The 18,489-nt window shown below is 71.2% G+C and carries 16 protein-coding genes; 9 read left to right on the top strand and 7 right to left on the bottom strand.

The features are described from left to right. Positions 1-6: 6 nt before the first annotated feature. Positions 7-756, top strand: coding sequence for a hypothetical protein (locus tag Ate02nite_RS16190; RefSeq protein WP_203806193.1), 750 nt, complete (start codon positions 7-9; stop codon positions 754-756). Here Ate02nite_RS16190 and Ate02nite_RS16185 read toward each other — a convergent pair. Both Ate02nite_RS16185 and Ate02nite_RS16180 read right to left on the bottom strand, forming a co-directional pair. Continuing rightward, entirely contained in the window at positions 725-1,306 is a 582-nt protein-coding gene (locus Ate02nite_RS16185) for a TetR/AcrR family transcriptional regulator (RefSeq protein ID WP_239147446.1), read from the bottom strand. The genes Ate02nite_RS16190 and Ate02nite_RS16185 overlap by 32 nt on opposite strands. Then, positions 1,299-2,129, bottom strand: coding sequence for an alpha/beta fold hydrolase (locus Ate02nite_RS16180; RefSeq protein ID WP_203806191.1), 831 nt, complete (start codon positions 2,127-2,129; stop codon positions 1,299-1,301). Before Ate02nite_RS16180 ends, Ate02nite_RS16185 begins: the two co-directional genes overlap by 8 nt. Positions 2,130-2,255: 126 nt before the next feature. Here Ate02nite_RS16180 and Ate02nite_RS16175 point away from each other — a divergent pair, with 126 nt between their 5' ends. Further along, positions 2,256-3,311 carry an aldo/keto reductase gene (locus tag Ate02nite_RS16175; protein ID WP_239147445.1) on the top strand — a complete coding sequence of 352 codons (1,056 nt, stop codon included), beginning with the start codon at positions 2,256-2,258 and terminating at the stop codon, positions 3,309-3,311. Positions 3,312-3,421: 110 nt separating this feature from the next. Here the strand turns inward: Ate02nite_RS16175 and ald are convergent, their stop codons facing one another. After that, a complete protein-coding gene (gene ald / locus Ate02nite_RS16170; RefSeq protein WP_203806189.1) occupies positions 3,422-4,534 on the bottom strand; it encodes an alanine dehydrogenase in 1,113 nt (370 codons plus the stop codon). A gap of 131 nt (positions 4,535-4,665) precedes the next feature. Between ald and Ate02nite_RS16165 the strand changes: the two genes are divergently transcribed. After that, positions 4,666-5,133 carry an Lrp/AsnC family transcriptional regulator gene (locus Ate02nite_RS16165; RefSeq protein WP_203806187.1) on the top strand — a complete coding sequence of 156 codons (468 nt, stop codon included), beginning with the start codon at positions 4,666-4,668 and terminating at the stop codon, positions 5,131-5,133. Positions 5,134-5,137: 4 nt separating this feature from the next. Here Ate02nite_RS16165 and Ate02nite_RS16160 read toward each other — a convergent pair whose 3' ends face one another. Then, positions 5,138-5,998, bottom strand: a complete 861-nt coding sequence (locus Ate02nite_RS16160; RefSeq protein WP_203806185.1) for a response regulator — start codon at positions 5,996-5,998, stop codon at positions 5,138-5,140. Positions 5,999-6,204: 206 nt separating this feature from the next. Between Ate02nite_RS16160 and Ate02nite_RS16155 the strand changes: the two genes are divergently transcribed. The 4 genes from Ate02nite_RS16155 to Ate02nite_RS16140 all read left to right on the top strand — a co-directional run bounded on the left by Ate02nite_RS16155 (position 6,205) and on the right by Ate02nite_RS16140 (position 10,106). Beyond that, a complete protein-coding gene (locus Ate02nite_RS16155) occupies positions 6,205-7,416 on the top strand; it encodes a GAF domain-containing sensor histidine kinase (protein WP_203806183.1) in 1,212 nt (403 codons plus the stop codon). A gap of 77 nt (positions 7,417-7,493) precedes the next feature. Then, positions 7,494-8,882 (top strand): M36 family metallopeptidase, encoded by a 1,389-nt coding sequence (locus tag Ate02nite_RS16150; RefSeq protein ID WP_203806181.1) that lies wholly within the window; start codon positions 7,494-7,496, stop codon positions 8,880-8,882. 105 nt (positions 8,883-8,987) lie between these two features. Beyond that, a complete protein-coding gene (locus Ate02nite_RS16145) occupies positions 8,988-9,515 on the top strand; it encodes a hypothetical protein (protein ID WP_203806179.1) in 528 nt (175 codons plus the stop codon). A 138-nt stretch (positions 9,516-9,653) separates the two neighbouring features. Next, positions 9,654-10,106 (top strand): hypothetical protein, encoded by a 453-nt coding sequence (locus Ate02nite_RS16140; protein WP_203806176.1) that lies wholly within the window; start codon positions 9,654-9,656, stop codon positions 10,104-10,106. Between the two features lie 20 nt (positions 10,107-10,126). Here the strand turns inward: Ate02nite_RS16140 and Ate02nite_RS16135 are convergent, their stop codons facing one another. Next, on the bottom strand, positions 10,127-11,734 hold the full coding sequence (locus tag Ate02nite_RS16135; RefSeq protein ID WP_203806174.1) for a cellulase family glycosylhydrolase: 1,608 nt from the start codon (positions 11,732-11,734) through the stop codon (positions 10,127-10,129). 31 nt (positions 11,735-11,765) lie between these two features. Then, positions 11,766-13,898 carry a glycoside hydrolase family 3 N-terminal domain-containing protein gene (locus tag Ate02nite_RS16130; RefSeq protein ID WP_203806172.1) on the bottom strand — a complete coding sequence of 711 codons (2,133 nt, stop codon included), beginning with the start codon at positions 13,896-13,898 and terminating at the stop codon, positions 11,766-11,768. A gap of 85 nt (positions 13,899-13,983) precedes the next feature. On the opposite strand from Ate02nite_RS16130, the gene Ate02nite_RS16125 reads away from it, so the two are divergent. Together Ate02nite_RS16125 and Ate02nite_RS16120 are read left to right on the top strand one after the other, a co-directional pair. Next, a complete protein-coding gene (locus Ate02nite_RS16125) occupies positions 13,984-15,264 on the top strand; it encodes an MFS transporter (protein WP_203806170.1) in 1,281 nt (426 codons plus the stop codon). Positions 15,265-15,357: 93 nt separating this feature from the next. Then, entirely contained in the window at positions 15,358-16,368 is a 1,011-nt protein-coding gene (locus Ate02nite_RS16120) for a LacI family DNA-binding transcriptional regulator (RefSeq protein ID WP_203806168.1), read from the top strand. Positions 16,369-16,668: 300 nt separating this feature from the next. On the opposite strand, the gene Ate02nite_RS16115 is transcribed toward Ate02nite_RS16120, so the two are convergent. Next, positions 16,669-18,411: a serine/threonine-protein kinase gene (locus Ate02nite_RS16115; RefSeq protein ID WP_203806166.1), complete on the bottom strand. Its 1,743-nt coding sequence runs from the start codon at positions 18,409-18,411 to the stop codon at positions 16,669-16,671. Between the last annotated feature and the right edge of the window lie 78 nt (positions 18,412-18,489).

Here is an 18,489-nt window from a genome sequence, read left to right as displayed (position 1 = left end):
GGCCTGATGGGGATCGACGCCTACGTGCATTGCGGTTGCTGGCGGGACGGGTTGGCGACGCCGCCGGCGGTCGGGCCGGTCGGGTTCGACGAATACGGGCGGCTGGGCCTGCTGGCCGAGTGGACCAGGGACACCGCGGAGGCGCACGGGGAGGTCGAGCACTGGTTGTCGACGGGTTGTGCCCACGAGGACATGACGGTGGCGCGGGAGCATCTGGGGTCCGGCACCCGGCATCTCGCCCGGGCGCTGCGGGAGGCGGGTTTACCCGTGCTGTTGCGCCGTCTGCCGGTAACGAACGACGGTTTCATCCCGGCCGAGGAGGTGCCGCAGGTGCTCGCCGAACTGGAGGTCTTCGAGAGCGAGGCCCGCTTGCCGGACGAGATCGTGCTGGTTGTCGAGGCTGGTGACACGGTGTTGGGCGACGGGCGGTTCACCGGGCCTCGCTATCGGGGCGGTACCGACGAGGACGGCTTTTTCGTGCTCGACGCCCGGGAGGACCCGCCGGTGACGGTTTTCCGGGCGACCCGGTTCGAGCAGCGGGCTTTGCCGGGCGGGGAACTGGAGCTGACCGGCGAGAACGGCACGGTCCGGCTGGCCGGCATGACGCCGTTCGCGAGCTTTCTGCCGACCACGCCGCGGTGGCTGGCGGTGGAGGTCCGGACGCGGTCCGGGGCCGACTTCGCCCACGTGCTGGGGATGCTGCGGCGGCTGTGTGCCGCCTCGCTCACGACCGGGAGCCCGGTGACGTGGACGTGAGGCCGCGGTGGGCGAAGTCGATCAGCCAGGTGAAGCTCTCCTCGGCGTCGGCGTCCCACTGGAACCCGTTGGCCGCCTGCAGGGTGGCGAAGCCGTGCAGCAGGCTGCGCACCGTGCGCAGGGCGTGGTCCATCTCGCCGGCCGGGATCCGGTAACCGCGCAGGACCGCGGAGATCGCCCCGATCGCCCGCTCACCGGCCAGGGCGAGCGGGTCGTCCGGGCCGGTGGCCGGCTCGCCGGTGGTGGCGGAGTAACGGCCGGGGTGTTTGAGCACGTAGTCGCGGTAGGCCCGGCACATCGCGTCGAGGGCGTCCCGGCCGGAGAGGCCGCTGACCGCGTCCCGGATGGCGTCGGCGGCCTCGGTCATGGCCAGGGTGGCGATGCCGTGGCCGAGTTCGGCGAGGCTGCCGATGTGCTTGTAGAGCGACGGGGTGCGCACGCCGAGGCGTTCCGCGACCAGGCCCATGGTCACCGCGGAGTAGCCGATCTCGTCGGCCAGGGCGGCGGCCGCCGCGACCACGGTCGCCTGGTTCAGGCCGGCCCTAGGCACGCGCGGCCGTCCGGGCCAGGAACGGCAGGAGCAGCGCGACGGTCTCGTCCGGGTACTGGGTGTGCGGGTAGTGCCCGGCGCCCTCGATCACCGCGAGTTCGGCGTTCGGCAGCGCGGCCACGATCGCCTCTCCCTCCGCGCGCGGGTCGGCCCAGTCCGGGTCGAGGGAGCCTTCCACGATCAGGGCCGGGCACTGCACGCGGGCGAGGTGGTCGCCGGCGTCGGTGGGCTTGGACATGCCCATCTTCTGCATCGCCTTCATCCGGGCCGGCTCGCCCATCATGCTCCGGATCCGGTCGGTCTGGTCGGCCCAGTCGGCCGGCTTGCGGCCGGGGAAGGCGACGTCGAGGTAGCTGAGCCACAGTTTCACGCTGCCCAGGATGGCGGTGCCGAGCAGCCTTGTGGTGCCGGCCCGGTAACGCTTGACCCGGAAGTCGCCGAGCTTGATCGACTGGGCGCGGGTGAACGGCGCCAGCTCGACGATGCCGCTGACCAGGTCGGGGTGCTGGGCGGCGGCGATGGTGGCGGAGCCGCCGGAGAACGACTGGCCGACCAGCACGGCCGGGCCGCCGAGGTGGCGGATCAGGGCGATCAGGTCGTCGGCGACGTCGGTGCGGCTGAACGAGGGCCAGTCGGTGCTGGACTCGCCGCAGCCGCGCAGGTCGGCGGCGGCGACCCGGTAACCGGCGGCGACCAGCTGCGGGATCACGAAGCGGTAGGAGGCCCGGCTGTCGCCCATGCCGTGCGCGAGGACGACGAGGGGGCCGTCGCCGGCCACCTCGTACGCGATGGTGCCGCCGCCGGTGCTGAGGTACTCGGTCATGTCGTCTCCCTGGTTGGCTAATTGCGTTAGCTTAAAGCTAATAGCGTTAGCCAAACTTGTCAACCGGGCTCGGCCGGGTAAAGGCTGGCAAAGCTGGCAAAGGTTGAAGGCACCGCAGAGAGGGCGATGACGATGCAGTACCGGCAGCTTGGTCGGACCGGCCTGAGGGTTTCGACGTTCACCCTGGGCACGATGGGTTTCGGTGGCACCGGCTGGGCCACCCCGGTCGGCAATCTCGACGTGGAGGCGGCCAAACAGGAGATCGCGATCGCCCGGGACGCCGGGGTCAACCTGATCGACACCGCCGACGTGTACTCGGCGGGCCTGTCCGAGGAGATCGTCGGGCAGGCGCTCGGCAGTTCCCGGGAGGACTGGCTGATCGCGACCAAGGCGCGGATGCCGATGGGGGACAGCCCCAACGACGCCGGCCTGTCCCGGCATCACCTGATCCGCGCGGCCGAGGCGAGCCTGCGCCGGCTGGGGACCGACTATATCGACCTCTACCAGGTGCACGAGTGGGACGGGCACACCCCGCTCGAGGAGACCCTGACCGCGCTGGACGACCTGGTGCGCAGCGGCAAGGTGCGTTACGTCGGCTGCTCGAACTACGCGGCCTGGCAGATGGTCAAGGCACTCGGGGTCTCCGCGCTCAAGAACCTGGAACGGTTCGCCAGCACCCAGATCTATTACTCGCTGCACAGCCGGCACGTCGAGGCCGAGATCGTGCCGGCCTGCATCGACCAGGGCGTCGGCATCCTGGTGTGGAGCCCGATCGCGGGCGGCCTGCTCTCCGGCAAGTATCGCCGGGGGGTGCAGGCGCCGGCCGGCAGCCGGCACCTGTCCGAGTGGTCCGAGCCGCCGGTGCACGACGAGGACAAGCTGTACGACACCATCGAGCTGGCCGTGAATATCGGCGAGTCGCACGGGGTGTCGGCGGCTCAGGTGGCCCTGGCCTACATCGTGCAGAAGCCGGGCGTGACCTCGGTGATCGTCGGCGCGCGCACCAACGACCAGCTGCGCGACAACCTGGCGGCGGCCGACCTGGTGCTGACCGAGGACGAGGTCAAGGCGCTTGACGACGTGAGCGGCGAGCCGCTGCGCTACCCGTTCTGGCACCAGGCCAACACGTCGTCCGACCGGCTGAGCCCGGCCGACCTGTCGCAGATCGCGCGCCACCTGTAGACGCAGAAAGGGCCGCCCGAGGGCGGCCCTTTCCGTTGCTGGGTCCGCAAAGTCCCTCCTCATCGACCCAAAGGGGCGATTGCCCGCGGAGCGAAGCGGAGCCAGCCAGCTCAGAGGACGGTCGAGACCTCTACCGAAGGGAGGCCCAGCGCTTCGCCGACCGACGCGTTCGTCAACTGGCCGGCGTGGATGTTGAGGCCCAGAGCCAGGGCCGGGTCCTGCTTGAGCGCGGTCTGCCAGCCGAGGTCGGCCAGCCGCAACGCGTACGGCAGGGTGGCGTTGGTCAGGGCGTAGGTGGAGGTGTTCGGCACCGCGCCGGGCATGTTCGCCACGCAGTAGAACACCGAGTCGTGCACCTTGTAGACCGGCTCCTCGTGGGTGGTGGCGTGCGAGTCCTCGAAGCAGCCGCCCTGGTCGATCGCGATGTCGACGAGCACCGAGCCGGGCTTCATCCGCTTCACCAGGTCGTTGCTGACCAGCGTGGGGGCCTTCGCGCCGGGCACCAGCACCGCGCCGATCACCATGTCGGCCTCGATGACCTGCTGCTCGATCGCGTAGGAGCTGGAGACCAGGGTCTTGACCCGGCCGCCGAACTGGGCGTCGATCTGCCGCAGCCGGGGCACGCTCAGGTCGAGCACTGTCACGTCGGCACCCATGCCGAGCGCGATGGTCGCCGCGTTGACGCCGGAGACGCCACCGCCGATGACGGTCACCTTGGCCGGGCTGACGCCCGGAACCCCGCCGGGGAGCACGCCGCGGCCGCCCGAGTTGCGCATCAGCGAGTACGCGCCGACCTGCGGAGCGAGCCGGCCGGCCACCTCGGACATCGGGGCGAGCAGCGGCAGCGAACCGTCGGTCAGCTGCACCGTCTCGTACGCGATCGCGGTGGTGCCGCTGTCCAGCAGGGCCTTGGTGCCGGCCGCGTCGGCGGCCAGGTGCAGGTAGGTGAAGACGACCTGCCCGGCGCGCAGCCGGTGGTACTCCGACGCGATCGGCTCCTTGACCTTCAGCAGCAGGTCGGCCTGCGCCCACACGCTGTCGGCGTCCGGCACGATCCGGGCACCCGCGGTGGCGAAGTCGTCGTCGGTGATCGAGGAACCGTCGCCGGCGCCGGCCTGCACGAGCACCTGGTGCCCGCGCCGGACGAACTCGGCAACCCCGGCCGGGGTGATGGCCACCCGGTACTCGTGGTTCTTGACCTCGGTCGGCACGCCGATCAACATGTTTCCGGTCCCTTCAGGGCTCGCGGTTCGTGTGACTAGAGTGAAATGATGTGCAGTAATTGCGCAACGGGACCGAATAAGATTCTGCACCGATAGCCGAAACGAAACTTGCTGCAGGAAAGGCGTCGATCATGACGGACCTGCCGAAGGATCTTCGGGCCCTTGATCCCATCGATCTGGACCTGCTGGCCCTGCTCGAGGTCGACGGCCGGATGCCCAACAACGCCCTCGCCGAGCGGGTCGGCATCGCGCCGTCCACCTGCCTGACCCGCATCCGCCGGCTGCGCGAGCTCGGCGCGATCCGCGGCTTCCACGCCGACGTCGATCCGGCCTGGATCGGGCGCCCGATCCAGGCCATGATCGCGGTGCGGATCCGGTCGGACGCCCGCGACGCGATCGGCAAGTTCGCCGAGTCCCTCGCGGGCATCCCGGCGGTCCGCGACGTCTATTTCGTCTCCGGCTCCTACGACTTCCTGCTGCACGTGGCCACCGCCGACGTCAGCGACCTGCGCACGATCATCACCGAGCGGCTCAGCGGCACCCACCTGGTGGCCGGCACCGAGACCCACCTGATCTTCGAGCACCGGCGCGGCAACTGACCGTTCAGCGGCGGCGGTCGATCAGCTTCATCAGCCGCGGAGCTGCCGCCCGCAGCAGGTCCAGCGTGCCGCCGCCGAACCGGCCCGGCTCCGGCGCCATCACCCCGAGCACCGCGACGACCAGGCCTTCGGGGGAGTGCATCGGCACCGCCGCGTAGGAGCGGACGCCGGAGAACGTCACCATCGGGATGTCCCGGAAGATCGGGTCGGTGATCAGGTCGTCGAACAGCATCGGCCGGTCGGTGCCGGCCAGCACGCCGCACGGCGTCCAGTCCAGGGGTGCGCCGCCGGCCTCCACGACCAGGTCGGGCAGCCCCACCGAGGTGATCGTCTGCAGCGCCTTGTCCAGCACCAGGCCGACGACGGCGGCCTGCGCCCGGGTCGCCTCGGCGATGTTGGCGATCTCCAGGGCCAGGCTGAGCTCGTCGACCGGGTCCGGCTCGGCCAGCAGCCGGGACACCGCGGCCAGCCGCTCCGGGTCGGTCAGGGCGCGGCCGGTGGTCAGTCGCGGCCGGCTGGTGTCCAGCAGGTCCCGGGCCACGTCGACGACCTGCCGGAACGGCATCGGCTTGTGCAGCACCTGGTCGAAGACCTCGCGCGCGCCGTCCGGGGTGATCGCCGACAGCATCATCATCGGCACCCCCGAGGTGGCGTCGTCGGCGCGCAGCCGGCGAGCCACGTCGAGGCCGGTCATGCCGGGCATCCCGTGGTCGAGGATGACCAGGTCGGGGTGGCACTCGGCGACCATCTGCAGGGCTCGCGGGCCGTTGCCGGCCATGTGAACGACGTGTCCGGCCCGGCTCAGCGTGGTGGTGAGCAGGTCCGCGACATCGACGTCGTCCTCGGCGGCGACAATTACGGCCATGGCAACCCGTCCTCTCGATACGTTTATGCAGCTCAGACGGTAGGTTGCGAAAGGGTCAAGGACAGTGCGGCCGGGTTGCCATCCGGTTGCCACGGTCCGCACCGGCCTGCACCCCGGATTAGGCTCAGCACCTGCGACCAGCGGCCGAGTGGACCTGTATGGCCGGAACGCCCCGGCCGGCCCCGGAGGTTCGTAAAATGTCGGACATGTTGGTTGCGGATCCGCAACTGGAAAGGCAGCGGCTGGCCGCCCTGCACGACTACGACGTGCTCTACACCGCGCCGGAAGCCGACTTCGACGACATCGCCGTGCTCGCCGCCCAGCTGTGCCGCACCCCGACCGCCGCGATCAGCCTGGTCTCCGGCGAGCGGCAATGGCTCAAGGCCAGCGTCGGCATGGACAACCCCTGCGAGGTCGCCCGCGAGCACTCGTTCTGTTCGCACGCCATCCGGGCCGGCGAGGTCATGCAGGTGCCCGACGCCCGGCTCGACCCGCGCTTCCGCAACAACCCGATGGTCGTCGGCGAGCCGTACATCCGCTTCTACGCCGGCGCCCCGCTGATCACCGCGGACGGCCAGCCGCTCGGCACGCTCTGCGTGATCGACTTCGAGCCCCGGCTGCTCAACGCGGCCGAGTGCACCGGACTGCGCACCCTGGCCCGGCACGTGATGGCCCAGCTCGAACTGCGCCAGTACGCCCGGGGCCTGGACGCGGCCAACGAGCGGCTGCGCGACGCCGACCGGATCAAGGACGAGTTCATCTCGCGGGTCACCCACGAACTGCGCACCCCGCTGACCTCGATCAACGGCTACCTCGAGGTGCTCGGCGACCCCGAGTCGCCACCGTCGGAGAACCAGCAGTTCCTCGACCGCATCCGGCGCAACTCCGACCGGCTGATGGCCCTGGTCGACGACATGCTGCTGGCCGCGCAGGCCGGGCAGAGCTCACTCGTGCTCGACCGCACCACCCTCGACCTGGCCGAACTGGCCCGCGACGCGGTCGCCCGCAATCGGGTCCTCGCCGAGGGCCGCGGCCTGGAGATCTCGGCCGTCGCCGACCAGCCGGTGCTGGTCCGCGCCGACCTGCAGCGCCTCGGCCAGGCGGTGGAACGCCTGGTGCTCAACGGGGTCAAGTTCACCCCGCGCGGCTGGATCAGGGTGACCGCCGTGATCGACGGCGACGACGCGGTGCTGGAGGTGCGCGACACCGGCATCGGCATCAGTCCGGCCGATCAGCAGCGGGTGCTCGCCCCGTTCCGCCGCGCGGCCGCCGCCGAACGCCACGAGGTGCAGGGCGCCGGGCTGGGCCTGAGCATCGTCAAGGCGATCGTCGACGCGCACGACGGCACCCTCACCATCGACAGCGCCGCCGGGCACGGCGCCACCATCTCGATCCGCCTGCCCCGCGTCCGGAATTGATCAATGCGGATACGTTGATAGCATCGCCCCCTTCGGAGGAATCGACGTGGGGGGTCTCCTTGAACAGAGCAGTTCGAGTGTTAGCGCCGCTGGTCACACTGGGTTTGGTCGCCGTCGGGGGGACGGCTGCGCAGGCCGCGCCGCCCGCGGCGGACGGTCTGACCGCGGTCCAGACACGCCAGTCCTTATTGGGTACGCACACCTGGTACCAACAGACCTATGGGGGAATCCCGGTCTTCGGCGGCTATTACGCCACGCACACCGACACCGCTGGGCAGAAGACCGCCGACGACGGGCGTAAGGCCGTCACCGGCCTGGACGGGACCGCCGCCGACCTGACCGCGCAGAGCGCGAAGTCCACGGTGGCCGGGCGTCTCGGCGGCCAGCCGGACAGCGCCCACCTGGTGATCGTGCCGGGCAGCCCGGCCAAGCTCGCCTGGCTGACGCTGACCCCGACCCGCAAGGGCACCTACCGCACCCTGGTCGACGCCGATTCGGGCAGCGTGTTGCAGGAGAAGAACACCGCCCAGAACAACGACGGCCAGAACCACGACGGCCAGGGCCGCGTCTTCGACCCCAACCCGGTGGTCAAGCTGCAGAACGAGTCGCTCACCGACAACGACAACGCGGACGGCCCGCAGTTCGCCCGCGCCTACCGCACGGTGCGGCTGACCAAACTGGACCGGAAGAACGACAAACTGCAGGGGGCGTACGCCTACAACGTCAGCGAGGGCCAGGTCACCTCCCGCAACCGGAACTTCGTGTTCAACCGGTCCCAGGACGGCTTCGAGCAGGTGATGGCGTACTACAGCATCACCAGCACCCAGGAGTACATCCACCGGCTCGGGTTCCGCGACGTCAACAACGAACCCCAGGACTTCAGCACCACCGGGTACGAGGACGACAACTCGTACTACGACGGCAGCGTCGACGGCATCACCTTCGGCACCGGCGGCGTCGACGACGCCGAGGACAACGAGGTGATCTGGCACGAGTACGGCCACGCCATCCAGGACGACCAGGTGCCCGGCTTCGGCGAGTCCGAGGAGGCCGGCTCGATCGGCGAGGGCTTCGGCGACTACTGGGCCGTCACCATGTCCCAGGCCACCAGCCGGAACACCGCCGTCACCCCGTGGGCCTGCGTGATGGACTGGGACGCCACCTCATACACCGACGACACCCCGCACTGCCTGCGCCGCACCGACACCCCGAAGGTCTACCCGGCCGATCTGGAGGGCGAGGTGCACGCGGACGGCGAGATCTGGTCGCACGCGCTGTGGGACGTCAACCGGGCGCTCGGCCGCACCACCGCCAACCGGGTGATCCTCGAGTCGCAGTTCTTCTTCAACCCGACGATCAGCATGCCGGAGGCGGCCAAGCGGACCGTGGACACCGCCCGGCAGCTCTACGGCCCGCGGGCCGCCGCCAAGACCCGCGCCGCGTTCCACGAGCGCGGCCTGCTGTAGTCGCTCGGGCCCGCCGGTAGCGCAACCCGGCCGCACCCGGTTCCGCACCCGGCGGGCACCCGAGCAGGGCAACGATCGGAACACCCCCCGATCAAGGAGTTGCCCGTGCAGTTTCGCCGTATCGCCGTCGCCGCGGCCCTGGCCACCGCCGTAGCCGTCCCGTCGGCCGCCACGGTCGCGTTCGCCTCGTCCGGAGGCAGCGGGCTGAGCGCCGCCCACCGCCCCGAGGCCGAGCCGTCGTCCAGCAGCAGCAAGGCCGGCAAGAAGAGCAAATTCTCCGCGACCGGTACGGTCGTCAGCGCCGCCGACAGCACGGTGACGATCAAGGTCAAGGGCGGCACCAAGGGCCTCCGCGGTACGACGGTCACCGTTACGGTGGCCGCCAACGCGCGCATCCGGGTCAACGGCAAGACCGCCACCGTCGCCGACCTGGCCACCGGCTATGGCATCACGGTGACCGGAACGAAGTCCGGCACCGACTATGTCGCCGCCCGGGTCGAGGCGCGCGGCAAGCGGATCAAGCCGAGCCCGTCGGGCAGCCCGACGGCAAGCCCGTCGCCGAGCGCGACGGTGAGTCCGACCGCGAGCCCGTCCGCGTCGGACGACTCCGGGCACCACGGCGACGACGACTGAGCCTCCGGGAAGGGGTGAGCGGTGCGGACCGGCCCAGCCGGTCCGCACCGCCCAGTCAGGTTCGGCCGCAACCGGGCGGCAACCGGAATCGCAACCGAGCGGGGGAAGGATGAAACTCCCCCGATCAAGGAGTCACCCGTGCGTCTTCGACGCGTTGCCGTCGCGGCGGCCCTCGTCACCGCCGTCGTCATCCCCGCGGCCGCCACGGTCGCGGTCGCCGCGCCCACCTCGTCGGCCGGGCACGCCGCCGCCTACGAGGCTCTGTCGCGGCCGTCCCGGTTCTCGGCCACCGGCACGGTCGCCGCGGTGTCCGGCCGCACGGTGACCATCAAGATCAGCAGCAAGAAGTCGATGACCGTCACGGTGACCGGCAACGCCCAGATCCGGGTGAACGGCAAGACCGGCACCGTCGCCGACCTGGGCACCGGCTTCAGCATCACGGTCAACGGCACCCGGTCCGGCAGCGACTACCTCGCCTCACGGGTCGAGGCGCGCGGGAAGAAGACGCAGGCGGGCCCGGCGGTGCGCCCGTCGGCGAGCGCGCCGGCGTCCCACCAGGCGCGGGAGAGCGGTGCGGACCGGCCCGTGTGATCCGCACCGCTCGGTCATCGTCAGGCGCAAGCCGCGCCGTTGAGCTTCACCGTGGCCGGCGTGCTGGCCGTCCCGTTCGCGGCGAAGCCGATGGTCACCGACGCGCCCGCGGCCAGCGACGCCGCGTACGTCGGAGCCGCCGCGGTCACCGACGTCCCGCTCTGGGTCACCGTCGCGTTCCAGCCGCTGCCAAGGGTCACCCCGGACGGCCAGGTCCAGGTCACCGACCACGGGTTGACCGCGGCGGTGCCGGTGTTCTTGACGGTCACCGAACCCTGGAACCCGCCCTGCCACGCGTTGTCCTGCTTGTAGACCACGGTGCAGGCCCCGGTGGTGGTCGGCGTGCTGGGCGAGGTCGAGACCGACGCCGACACGGTCGGCGAGGTCGTGCCGGTGCCGCCCCCGGAAGCGACCGGCGCGATCAGGTACGGCTGCAGGATGGCCTGCTTGGCCTGGTTGATCGTGGTCCAGTCGTCGTTGGCGATGCCGCCGGTGTCACCCGAGTTCGGGTTCCACGACCAGTACGTGAACGACATCCCGTTGACCCCGGTGCCGGTGTAGGCCATCAGGTTCTGCAGCCACACCTTGTCGATGTCGCTGGCCAGCGTGGTGCCGAACTCGCCCATCATGATCGGCGCAATGTTCTGCTTGTACAGGTAGCCCCAGTAGTGGTCCCAGATCGCCGGCATGTTGGCCGGGTAGTTCGCGGCGTCGAACCAGGCCTGGTGGTAGACCGAGGTGGCGTACTCGTGCGGCGAGTAGACGAGCCGGTTGGCCACCGACAGCCGCACCGGGAACTCGCCGGCCTTGGACAGGTTGCCACCCCACCAGCCGCAGTCCTCGTCGTTGCTGGTGTCGTTGTCCCACACGTTGGACAGACCGCCGCTCGGGCAGGACACCCCCTCCACGAAGATCAGCCAGTTCGGCTGCACCGCGAGGATCGCGTTGCCGGCCCGTTCGGCCGCCAGCCGCCAGTCGCGTTCCTGGACGCCGCAGCCCCAGCAGGCGCCGGTCGCGGCCGGGTTGGTGCCCTCGGCGTGCGGTTCGTTGTGCAGGTCGGCGCCGATCACCGTGGTGTTGCCGGCATACCGTTGCGCGAGCGACTTCCAGTTCGCGATCCAGGTGCTTTCGGGCACCGCCGCGGTGTACCAAAGGGCAGTCTGCCCGGCCGCGGTCGGCCGGTGCCGGTCGAGGATGACCCGCATGCCCTTTTCCCCGGCGTACGCGATGACCTTGTCCAGAATTTGGAGCGGCGAGAGCCCGATCAGGTCCGGGTTCACGTAGTCGTTGATGCCGGTGGCGGTCGCGCCGGCCTTGAGCGCGTCGTCGGAGAACGGGATGCGCAGCGTGTTGTAGCCGTTGACGGCCATCGTGTCGACCTGGCTGCGCCACGGGTTGCTGGCCCAGAGACCGTGGAACGTCTTGTTGTCGGTCTCCATCCCGAACCAGTTGATGCCGGTCAGCCGGACCGTCGCGCCGGTGCTGTCGATGATCTTGTTAGCGCTGGTGTGCAGGTAGCCGGTGCCGGTTCCGCCGGTGGCGGCGGTCGCGGGCATCGCGGCCACGGTGATCAGGCCGGCGATGAGAGCGCCGGCTGCGGCCGCCGCGAGGGCGACACGTCGGATCATGGGGACTCCAAGGGTGGGGGGAACGGGGAGTTCACGTCACGACACAGATGCCGTCACGTGCCTTGCATCCGCGGGGGTCGGGGACGGTGACCACCAGCGGAGATGAGGGGGCCGAGCGGTTGCCGGCCTTGTCGCGCGCCACGACGGTGAACTCGTGCACGCCGGGGGAGGGCTTCGCGATGGAGAGGGACGTGGCCACGGTGGTGCCGATCAGCGCGCCGTCGCGCAGCACGTCGTAGCCGTCGAGGCCGCTGCCACCGGTGTCGGTGGCCGCCATCCAGCGCAACTTCGAGGCGGTCGCGGCCGGGGTGCCGGGCGAGCTGGGCGGGGCGGTGTCCGCTTCCCGATCATCAAAGGACAGGCCATAGCCGTACGCGTAAAGCCCGGCCTTTCCGTCCCCGTTGTTGATCGGTTCCTGGGCGGCGGACGCCGGCCAGGTCACCGGCAGGCGCCCGGTCGGCGCGTAGTCGCCGAACAGCACGTCGGCGACGCCCGCCCCCTCGCTGCCCGGCAGCCACGCCGCGACGAACGCGTCCCAGCCACCGACCAGCGAAGCGACGTCCAGCGGCCGCCCGGACACCAGCACCACGATCACCGGCACCCCGGCCGCGCGCAGCTTCGCCAGCACTGCCGTGTCCTCGGCGTCGAGGCCGAGCCCGCCGGGACGGTCACCCTCGTACTCGGCGTAGGGGGTCTCGCCGATCACCGCGATCGCGGCCCGGTAGGTGCCGTCGACGCCGGCCCCGGCCCGGTCGTAGGTGATGGTCGTGCCGGAGCCGGCGGCGTCCCGGATGCCCTGCAGGATCGTGGTGCCCGGCACGGTGTTGCCGCTCGCGCCCTGCCAGGTCAGCGTCCAGCCGCCGCTCTGATTGCCGATGTCGTCGGCGCTCTTGCCGGCCACGAAGATCTTCCCGCCGGTCCTGGCCAGCGGCAGTGTGTCGTTCGCGTTCTTCAGCAGCACCTGCGACTCGCGCACCGCCTGCCGGGCCAGCTCCCGGTGCTCGGCGCTGCCGACGGTCGAGGTCAGCGCGCGGTCGGCGAAGGGCTTCTCGAACAGGCCGAGCTTGAACTTCTGGGTGAGGATGCGGCGGTTCGCGTCGTCGATCCGGGCCATCGGGATCTCGCCGGCCTCGACCGCGGCCCGCAGGTAGTCCAGGAACGTCGTCCAGTTCTCCGGGACCATCAGCATGTCCAGGCCGGCGTTGACCGCGGTGACCACCTCGTCCTGGGTGAAGCCCGGCGTGCCGTCGAGCTGGTCGATGCCGGCCCAGTCCGAGACGGTGAACCCGGCGAACCCGAGCTCGGTCTTGAGCAGGTCGGTGATCAGGAACTTGCTGCCGTGCGCCTTGACCCCGTTCCAGCTGCTGAACGAGATCATCACCGAGCCGACGCCCCGGTCGACCGCGGCCTGGAACGGCGGCAGGTGGATGCGGCGCAGCTCGGCCTCGGACAGCTCGGTGTTGCCCTGGTCGTCGCCACCGGTGGTGCCGCCGTCGCCGAGGTAGTGCTTGGCGGTCGCCAGGATCGGGGCCGGCCCGTCCTGCAGACCGGTGATCAGGGTGGTCATCGACGAGGCGATGGCCGGGTCCTCACCGAACGACTCGTAGGTGCGGCCCCACCGGTCGTCCCGGGCCACGCACAGGCACGGCGCGAACGTCCAGTCCGGACCGGCGCCGGTGACCTCCTCGGCGGTGGCGGCGCCGATCCGCTGCACGAGCTCGGGGTCACGGGTGGCGCCCAGGCCGATGTTGTGCGGGAAAATCGTCGACCCCGGGACGTTGTTGTTGCCGTGCACGGCGTCCACCCCGTACAGCATCGGGATTTTCAAAGGCGTGGCCAGTGCGGCGCGTTGGTAGGCGTCGTACATGTCGGCCCACCCGGCGGGGGTGTTGTCGTCGGGGGCGGAGCCGCCGCCGGACAACACCGAGCCCAGGCGATACTCGGTGACCTGGTCGGGCGTGACGCCGGCCCGCTCGGCCTGGGTCATCTGGCCGAGCTTGTCGGCCAGCGTCATCCGCGACAACAGCTCGTCGACGCGCTGCCCGACCGGTGTACTGGGGTCCAGTACGGCGGCTGGCGCGGCCGTCTCGTTGTCGGCGCGCAGGACGACGACCACGGCCACCGCGAGCAGCGCGGCCATCCCCCCGAACCAGACTCGGCGCATCCGTAACAACTCCACTGCCGGTAATTAATGTGAAGTCATGGTGTCATGGGAGCGCTCCCATCACAATGTTTGCTAGCGTGCCCGCGTGAAGGCGCTCGTCGATCTCCGGCCGCTGCGGGAGAACCGCACATTCCGCCGGTTGTGGATCGGCAGCACGGCCTCCGGCTTCGGTGGCCAGTTCGGCGCTTTCGCCAGCGTCTACTACCTGTGGGACACCACCCACCGCGCCGCCGTGGTCGGCCTGCTCGGGCTGGCCATCGCGGCGCCGCTCATCCTGCTCTCGCTGGTCGGCAGCGCGTTCATCGACCACGTCGACCGGCGCCGGCTCGCGATGCGCTGCACCGGCGGGCAGATCCTGGTCGGCGCGGCGATGACCGCGGTGGTGTTCACCGGGGTCGGCGGGGTGCCGGCCGTGCTCGGGCTGGCCGCTACCGCCTCCGCTCTCGGTGCGCTCGGCAACCCGGCCCGGCGTGCCTTCATCCCGGCGCTGCTGTCCGGGCAGCGGCTGGCCGCCGGGCTCGCCCTCAACCACCTGTCGTTCCAGCTGGCCATGCTGCTCGGACCGGCCGCCGCCGGCGGACTTACCGCGCTGGCCGGGGTGGGCTGGTGCTTCGCGTTCGACACGCTGACCTTCGGGGCGGCGCTGATCGGCCTGGCCGGCCTGCCGTCCGGCGTGCCGGCCTCGCCGGGCCGGGCCGGAATCCGAGCGGTCCGGGCCGGTCTGGCGTACGCGGCGCGCACTCCCGCGGTACGCGGCGCGCTGCTGGCCGACCTGGTGGCCACCCTGTTCGCGATGCCAATCGCGCTGTTCCCGGTGGTCAACGCCGAGCTCTTCGGCGACCGCCCGGAGATCCTCGGCCTGTTCACCACCGCCCTGGCCGCCGGCGGCGTAACCGCCTCGGTCCTGTCCGGCCTGGCCACCGGCCGCCCCCACCCCGGCCGCCTGATGCTCACCTGCGGCGCGGTCTGGGCACTCGCGCTGGGCGGCCTCGGGCTGGTGGCACTCGGTCCACGGGTAGTCGGCACGGTCGGGACGCTCTCCGTCGTACTCCTGCTTGTGGCTGTGGCCGGGGCGGCCGACACCTGGGCCGTCGTGGCTCGGGGCACCGTGGTGCAAAGCACCACGCCGGATGCCTACCGCGGGCGCGTCTCGGCGCTGGAGGCGATGGTCGGCGAAGCCGGACCGCAGCTCGGAAATCTCCGCGCGGGCCTGGTGGCCTCGGCCACCTCGGGCGGCGCGGCACTGGCCATCGGCGGCGCCACCGCGCTCGCCGCCACCGTACTGATTGCCGTGAGCACACCCGCGCTCCGGCGGTTCACCGTGCCCGACGAGGGCGCCTTGACCGGGAGTGACCTACATGGCTAATAGGGTTTGGCTGTCTCGATCATGTTCGGGGCTGCATATGCCAGGTACTTTGTGTCGGGCGCGACCACCAGTCGCGCGGAGGAGGTGTCACCGATGACCACGGACCGGAGCAGGGCTTCCGGACGGCCGACCCTGGAAGAGGTGGCGCTGCGCGCCGGCGTCGGCCGTGGCACGGTGTCCCGCGTCGTGAACGGATCGGCCCAGGTCAGCCCACGCGCCAAGGCCGCCGTCGAGGACGCCATCGAGGAACTCGGCTACGTGCCCAACCGGGCCGCCCGCACCCTGGTCACCCAGCGCACCGACTCGGTCGCCCTGGTGATCTTCGAGTCGGGCGAGCGGTTCTTCGCCGAGCCGTTCTTCGGCCGCATGGTCCAGTCCATCTCGTCGGTCCTGGTCGCCCGGAACCTGCAGATGGTGCTGATGATCGCCCAGGCGCCGGAGGAACGCCGCCGCCTGGAGGGCTACCTCACCCGCCAGCACGTCGACGGCGCGCTGCTGCTCTCGCTGCACGGCGACGACCCGCTGCCGGCCCTGCTGGAGGACCGCGGGGTCGCCACCGTCCGGGTCGGCCGCCCGATGCACACCGACAGCGGCACGTTCGTCGACGCCGACAACCGGGCCGGCGCCCGCGAGGCCGTCGCCTACCTGCGCAGCCAGGGCCGCCGCCGGATCGCGGCGATCACCGGCCCGCTCGACATGGCAGCCGGCCTGGCCCGCCTGGACGGCTACCGCGACGTGGTCGGCGATGGCCCGGTAGCGTTCGGCGACTTCAGCCAGGAGAGCGGCGAGGCCGCCATGCAGCGCCTGCTGGATCAGTACCCCGACGTCGACGCGGTCTTCGCCGCCTCCGACACGATGGCGGCGGGTGCGCTGCGGGTGCTGCGCCACTACGGCCGGCGGGTGCCCCAGGACGTAGCGCTGATCGGCTTCGACGACTCGGTGGTTGCGCTGCACACCGAGCCCCCGCTGACGAGCGTCGACCAGCCGATAGGGGAGATGGGCCGGGAAATGGTCCGACTCCTGCTGGCCAAGCTGGACGGCTACGACAACGACGACGGCGGCATAGTCCTGCCCACCCGCCTGGTGATCCGAGGCTCCGCCTGACCTTCCGCAGGGGTCTGCCCGCCCGTTCAAGCGAGAGCGAGGCGGACCCCAGCGGCGATCGGCCCCACAGATCCGGACCGCACGGCCGGCGTCCCGCATCGCGGGCGGCGGGCGGCGGGGTGGCGGGCGGTGGGGCTAGGGCCTGTCCTGCCGATCACGCGGGAGCGAGGCGAGGTCCAGGTGGTGGCTGGCGTCGGCCGCGAAGCGGCCGCATACCGGTGTTGTATGTGGTCGTTTCGCGGCCGCCGTCAGGCGCCACCTGGGCCACGCCGCAGCCCCTCGTGATCGGCAGGACAGGCCCTAGGCGCCGGCGGCGCGATCTACATCGGTCAGGCGGGCTCGCAGGATGGTGGCGCGCGCTGCGGTTAGGCTGCTGGCTCCCTCGCGGGCGCGTTGGGTGATTTTCAGGCGGATCTCCTCGATGCGCGCGTCTACGTCCTTGCTGCCGGCTCGCTCCAGGTTGGCGATCAGGTTGAGTAGGTCGGTGGCTACGTCGCCGCGGATGTCGCCGGTCGCGGCGCCGTCCTCGACCGACGTGCGTAGTCGGCTCACGGCGTCGTCGAAGCTCAGTTTGGGGACTATCGAGGTCTTGGGCACCACCGGCGGGGTGGTGGGGGCGGTGGTGGTGGCCGCCGTGGTCGGGCCGGGGGAGTAGCGGGGCGTGGCGGGGTTGATCTGCTGTGCGGGCGGGTTCGCGTCGGTCTTTGTCTTCGGACGGTTGATCAGGGTGTAGGCGCCGATCGCTGCGAGCAGCAGGGCGAGCACGCCGACGATCATGCCGACGCGGCGGGGCGGGGCCTCCACCGAGTGTTCCTTTTCGGACATCGGCACGGTGGCGGGAGCGGCCCGGCCGGCCACGTATCCGGGGCGGGTATTGGGTCGGGGCTCGCCCGACCAGAGCTGTGCGACGCGGGGATGCATGCCGGGCTGGGCGCCGGCCGCAACCGGCTCCAGCTCGGGGCGGGCCGGTGCGGGAATCGTGGTGCCCGGCGCCGATTGCGGTCTGCCCGGTCCGGGATGAGGGTTGCCCGGTCCGGGCTGTGACGTGCCCTGGCCGCGCGACGGGCGGCCCGGTGCGTGCTGCGAACCATGCGGGCCGCCCTGGCCGGGCTGCGGGCTGCTCTGGCGGGGCTGCGGGCCGCTCTGGCCGGGCGGAGAGCCGTCCGGGCCAGGCTGCGGGGCGCCCTCGGGCGGGGCGGGAGCGGGCTGGGTGGAGGGCTTTTCGTCGGCTGGCTGGTCGGCCAGCCATAGGGCGGTCAGGGTGAAGCGGATCTCGTCGGCGCCGGGGCGGTCGGTGGGGGACTCCTCCATGCAGTGGTTCACCACCGCGCGGAAGTCGGCCGGCAACGAGTCGGGCAGTGTCGTGGGGCCGGTCAGGCGGGCCTCGTCCAGTTCCTCCCAGGTGTTCACCGGGTAGGGCGGGTCGCCGGTGACCATTTCGAACAGCAGGACGCCCAGGCCGTACACGTCGGTGGCCGGCTCGGCGGGCATGCCGTCCAGGCGTTCGGGAGCGACGTAGGCGGGCGTGCCGAAGGTGGCGCCGGTGTCGTCGTCGTCCGGCTCGCCGGCCGTCGCGCTGATGCCGAAGTCGAGGATCTTGACGCCGGTGGGGGTGAGCATGACGTTGCCGGGCTTGATGTCGCGGTGGACCACGCCGCTGTCGTGGGCGGCCGCCAGGGCGTCGGCGACCGCCGCGCCCACCCGGGCCGCCTCCGGCCAGCTGAAGGTCTCGCGTTCCAGGCGGGCCGCGACCGTCTCGCCGGCCAGCAGCTCCATCACCACGAACGGCGCGACCGAGCCGTCGTCCCGGACCGCCTCGCGGTAGTCGTGCACCGCGGCGATGTTGGGATGCGACAGCTTGGCCGCCATCCGGGCCTCGCGCCAGGCCACCTGCGGGCCGGCCGCCAGCTTGATCGCGACCGGGCGGCCGAGCAACTCGTCGGTGGCACGCCAGACCTGTGCCATGCCGCCGGTCTCGAGGAGAACGACGAGCCGGTAGCGGGTCGCCAGCAGGGTCCCCGCGGCGGGCCAGTCATCGCTCATCGTCGAACATTCGCTCGGTTCATCCCCGAGTGTCAACCTCGGAGGGAAAGCCTTTGCTCGAACTATCGGAGCGTGTCG

Source organism: Paractinoplanes tereljensis, assembly GCF_016862435.1.
GTDB classification, from domain to species: Bacteria; Actinomycetota; Actinomycetes; order Mycobacteriales; family Micromonosporaceae; genus Actinoplanes; species Actinoplanes tereljensis.
The sequence above is the reverse complement of the archived record's forward strand: the minus strand, read 5'-3'. Positions and strand labels throughout refer to the sequence as shown.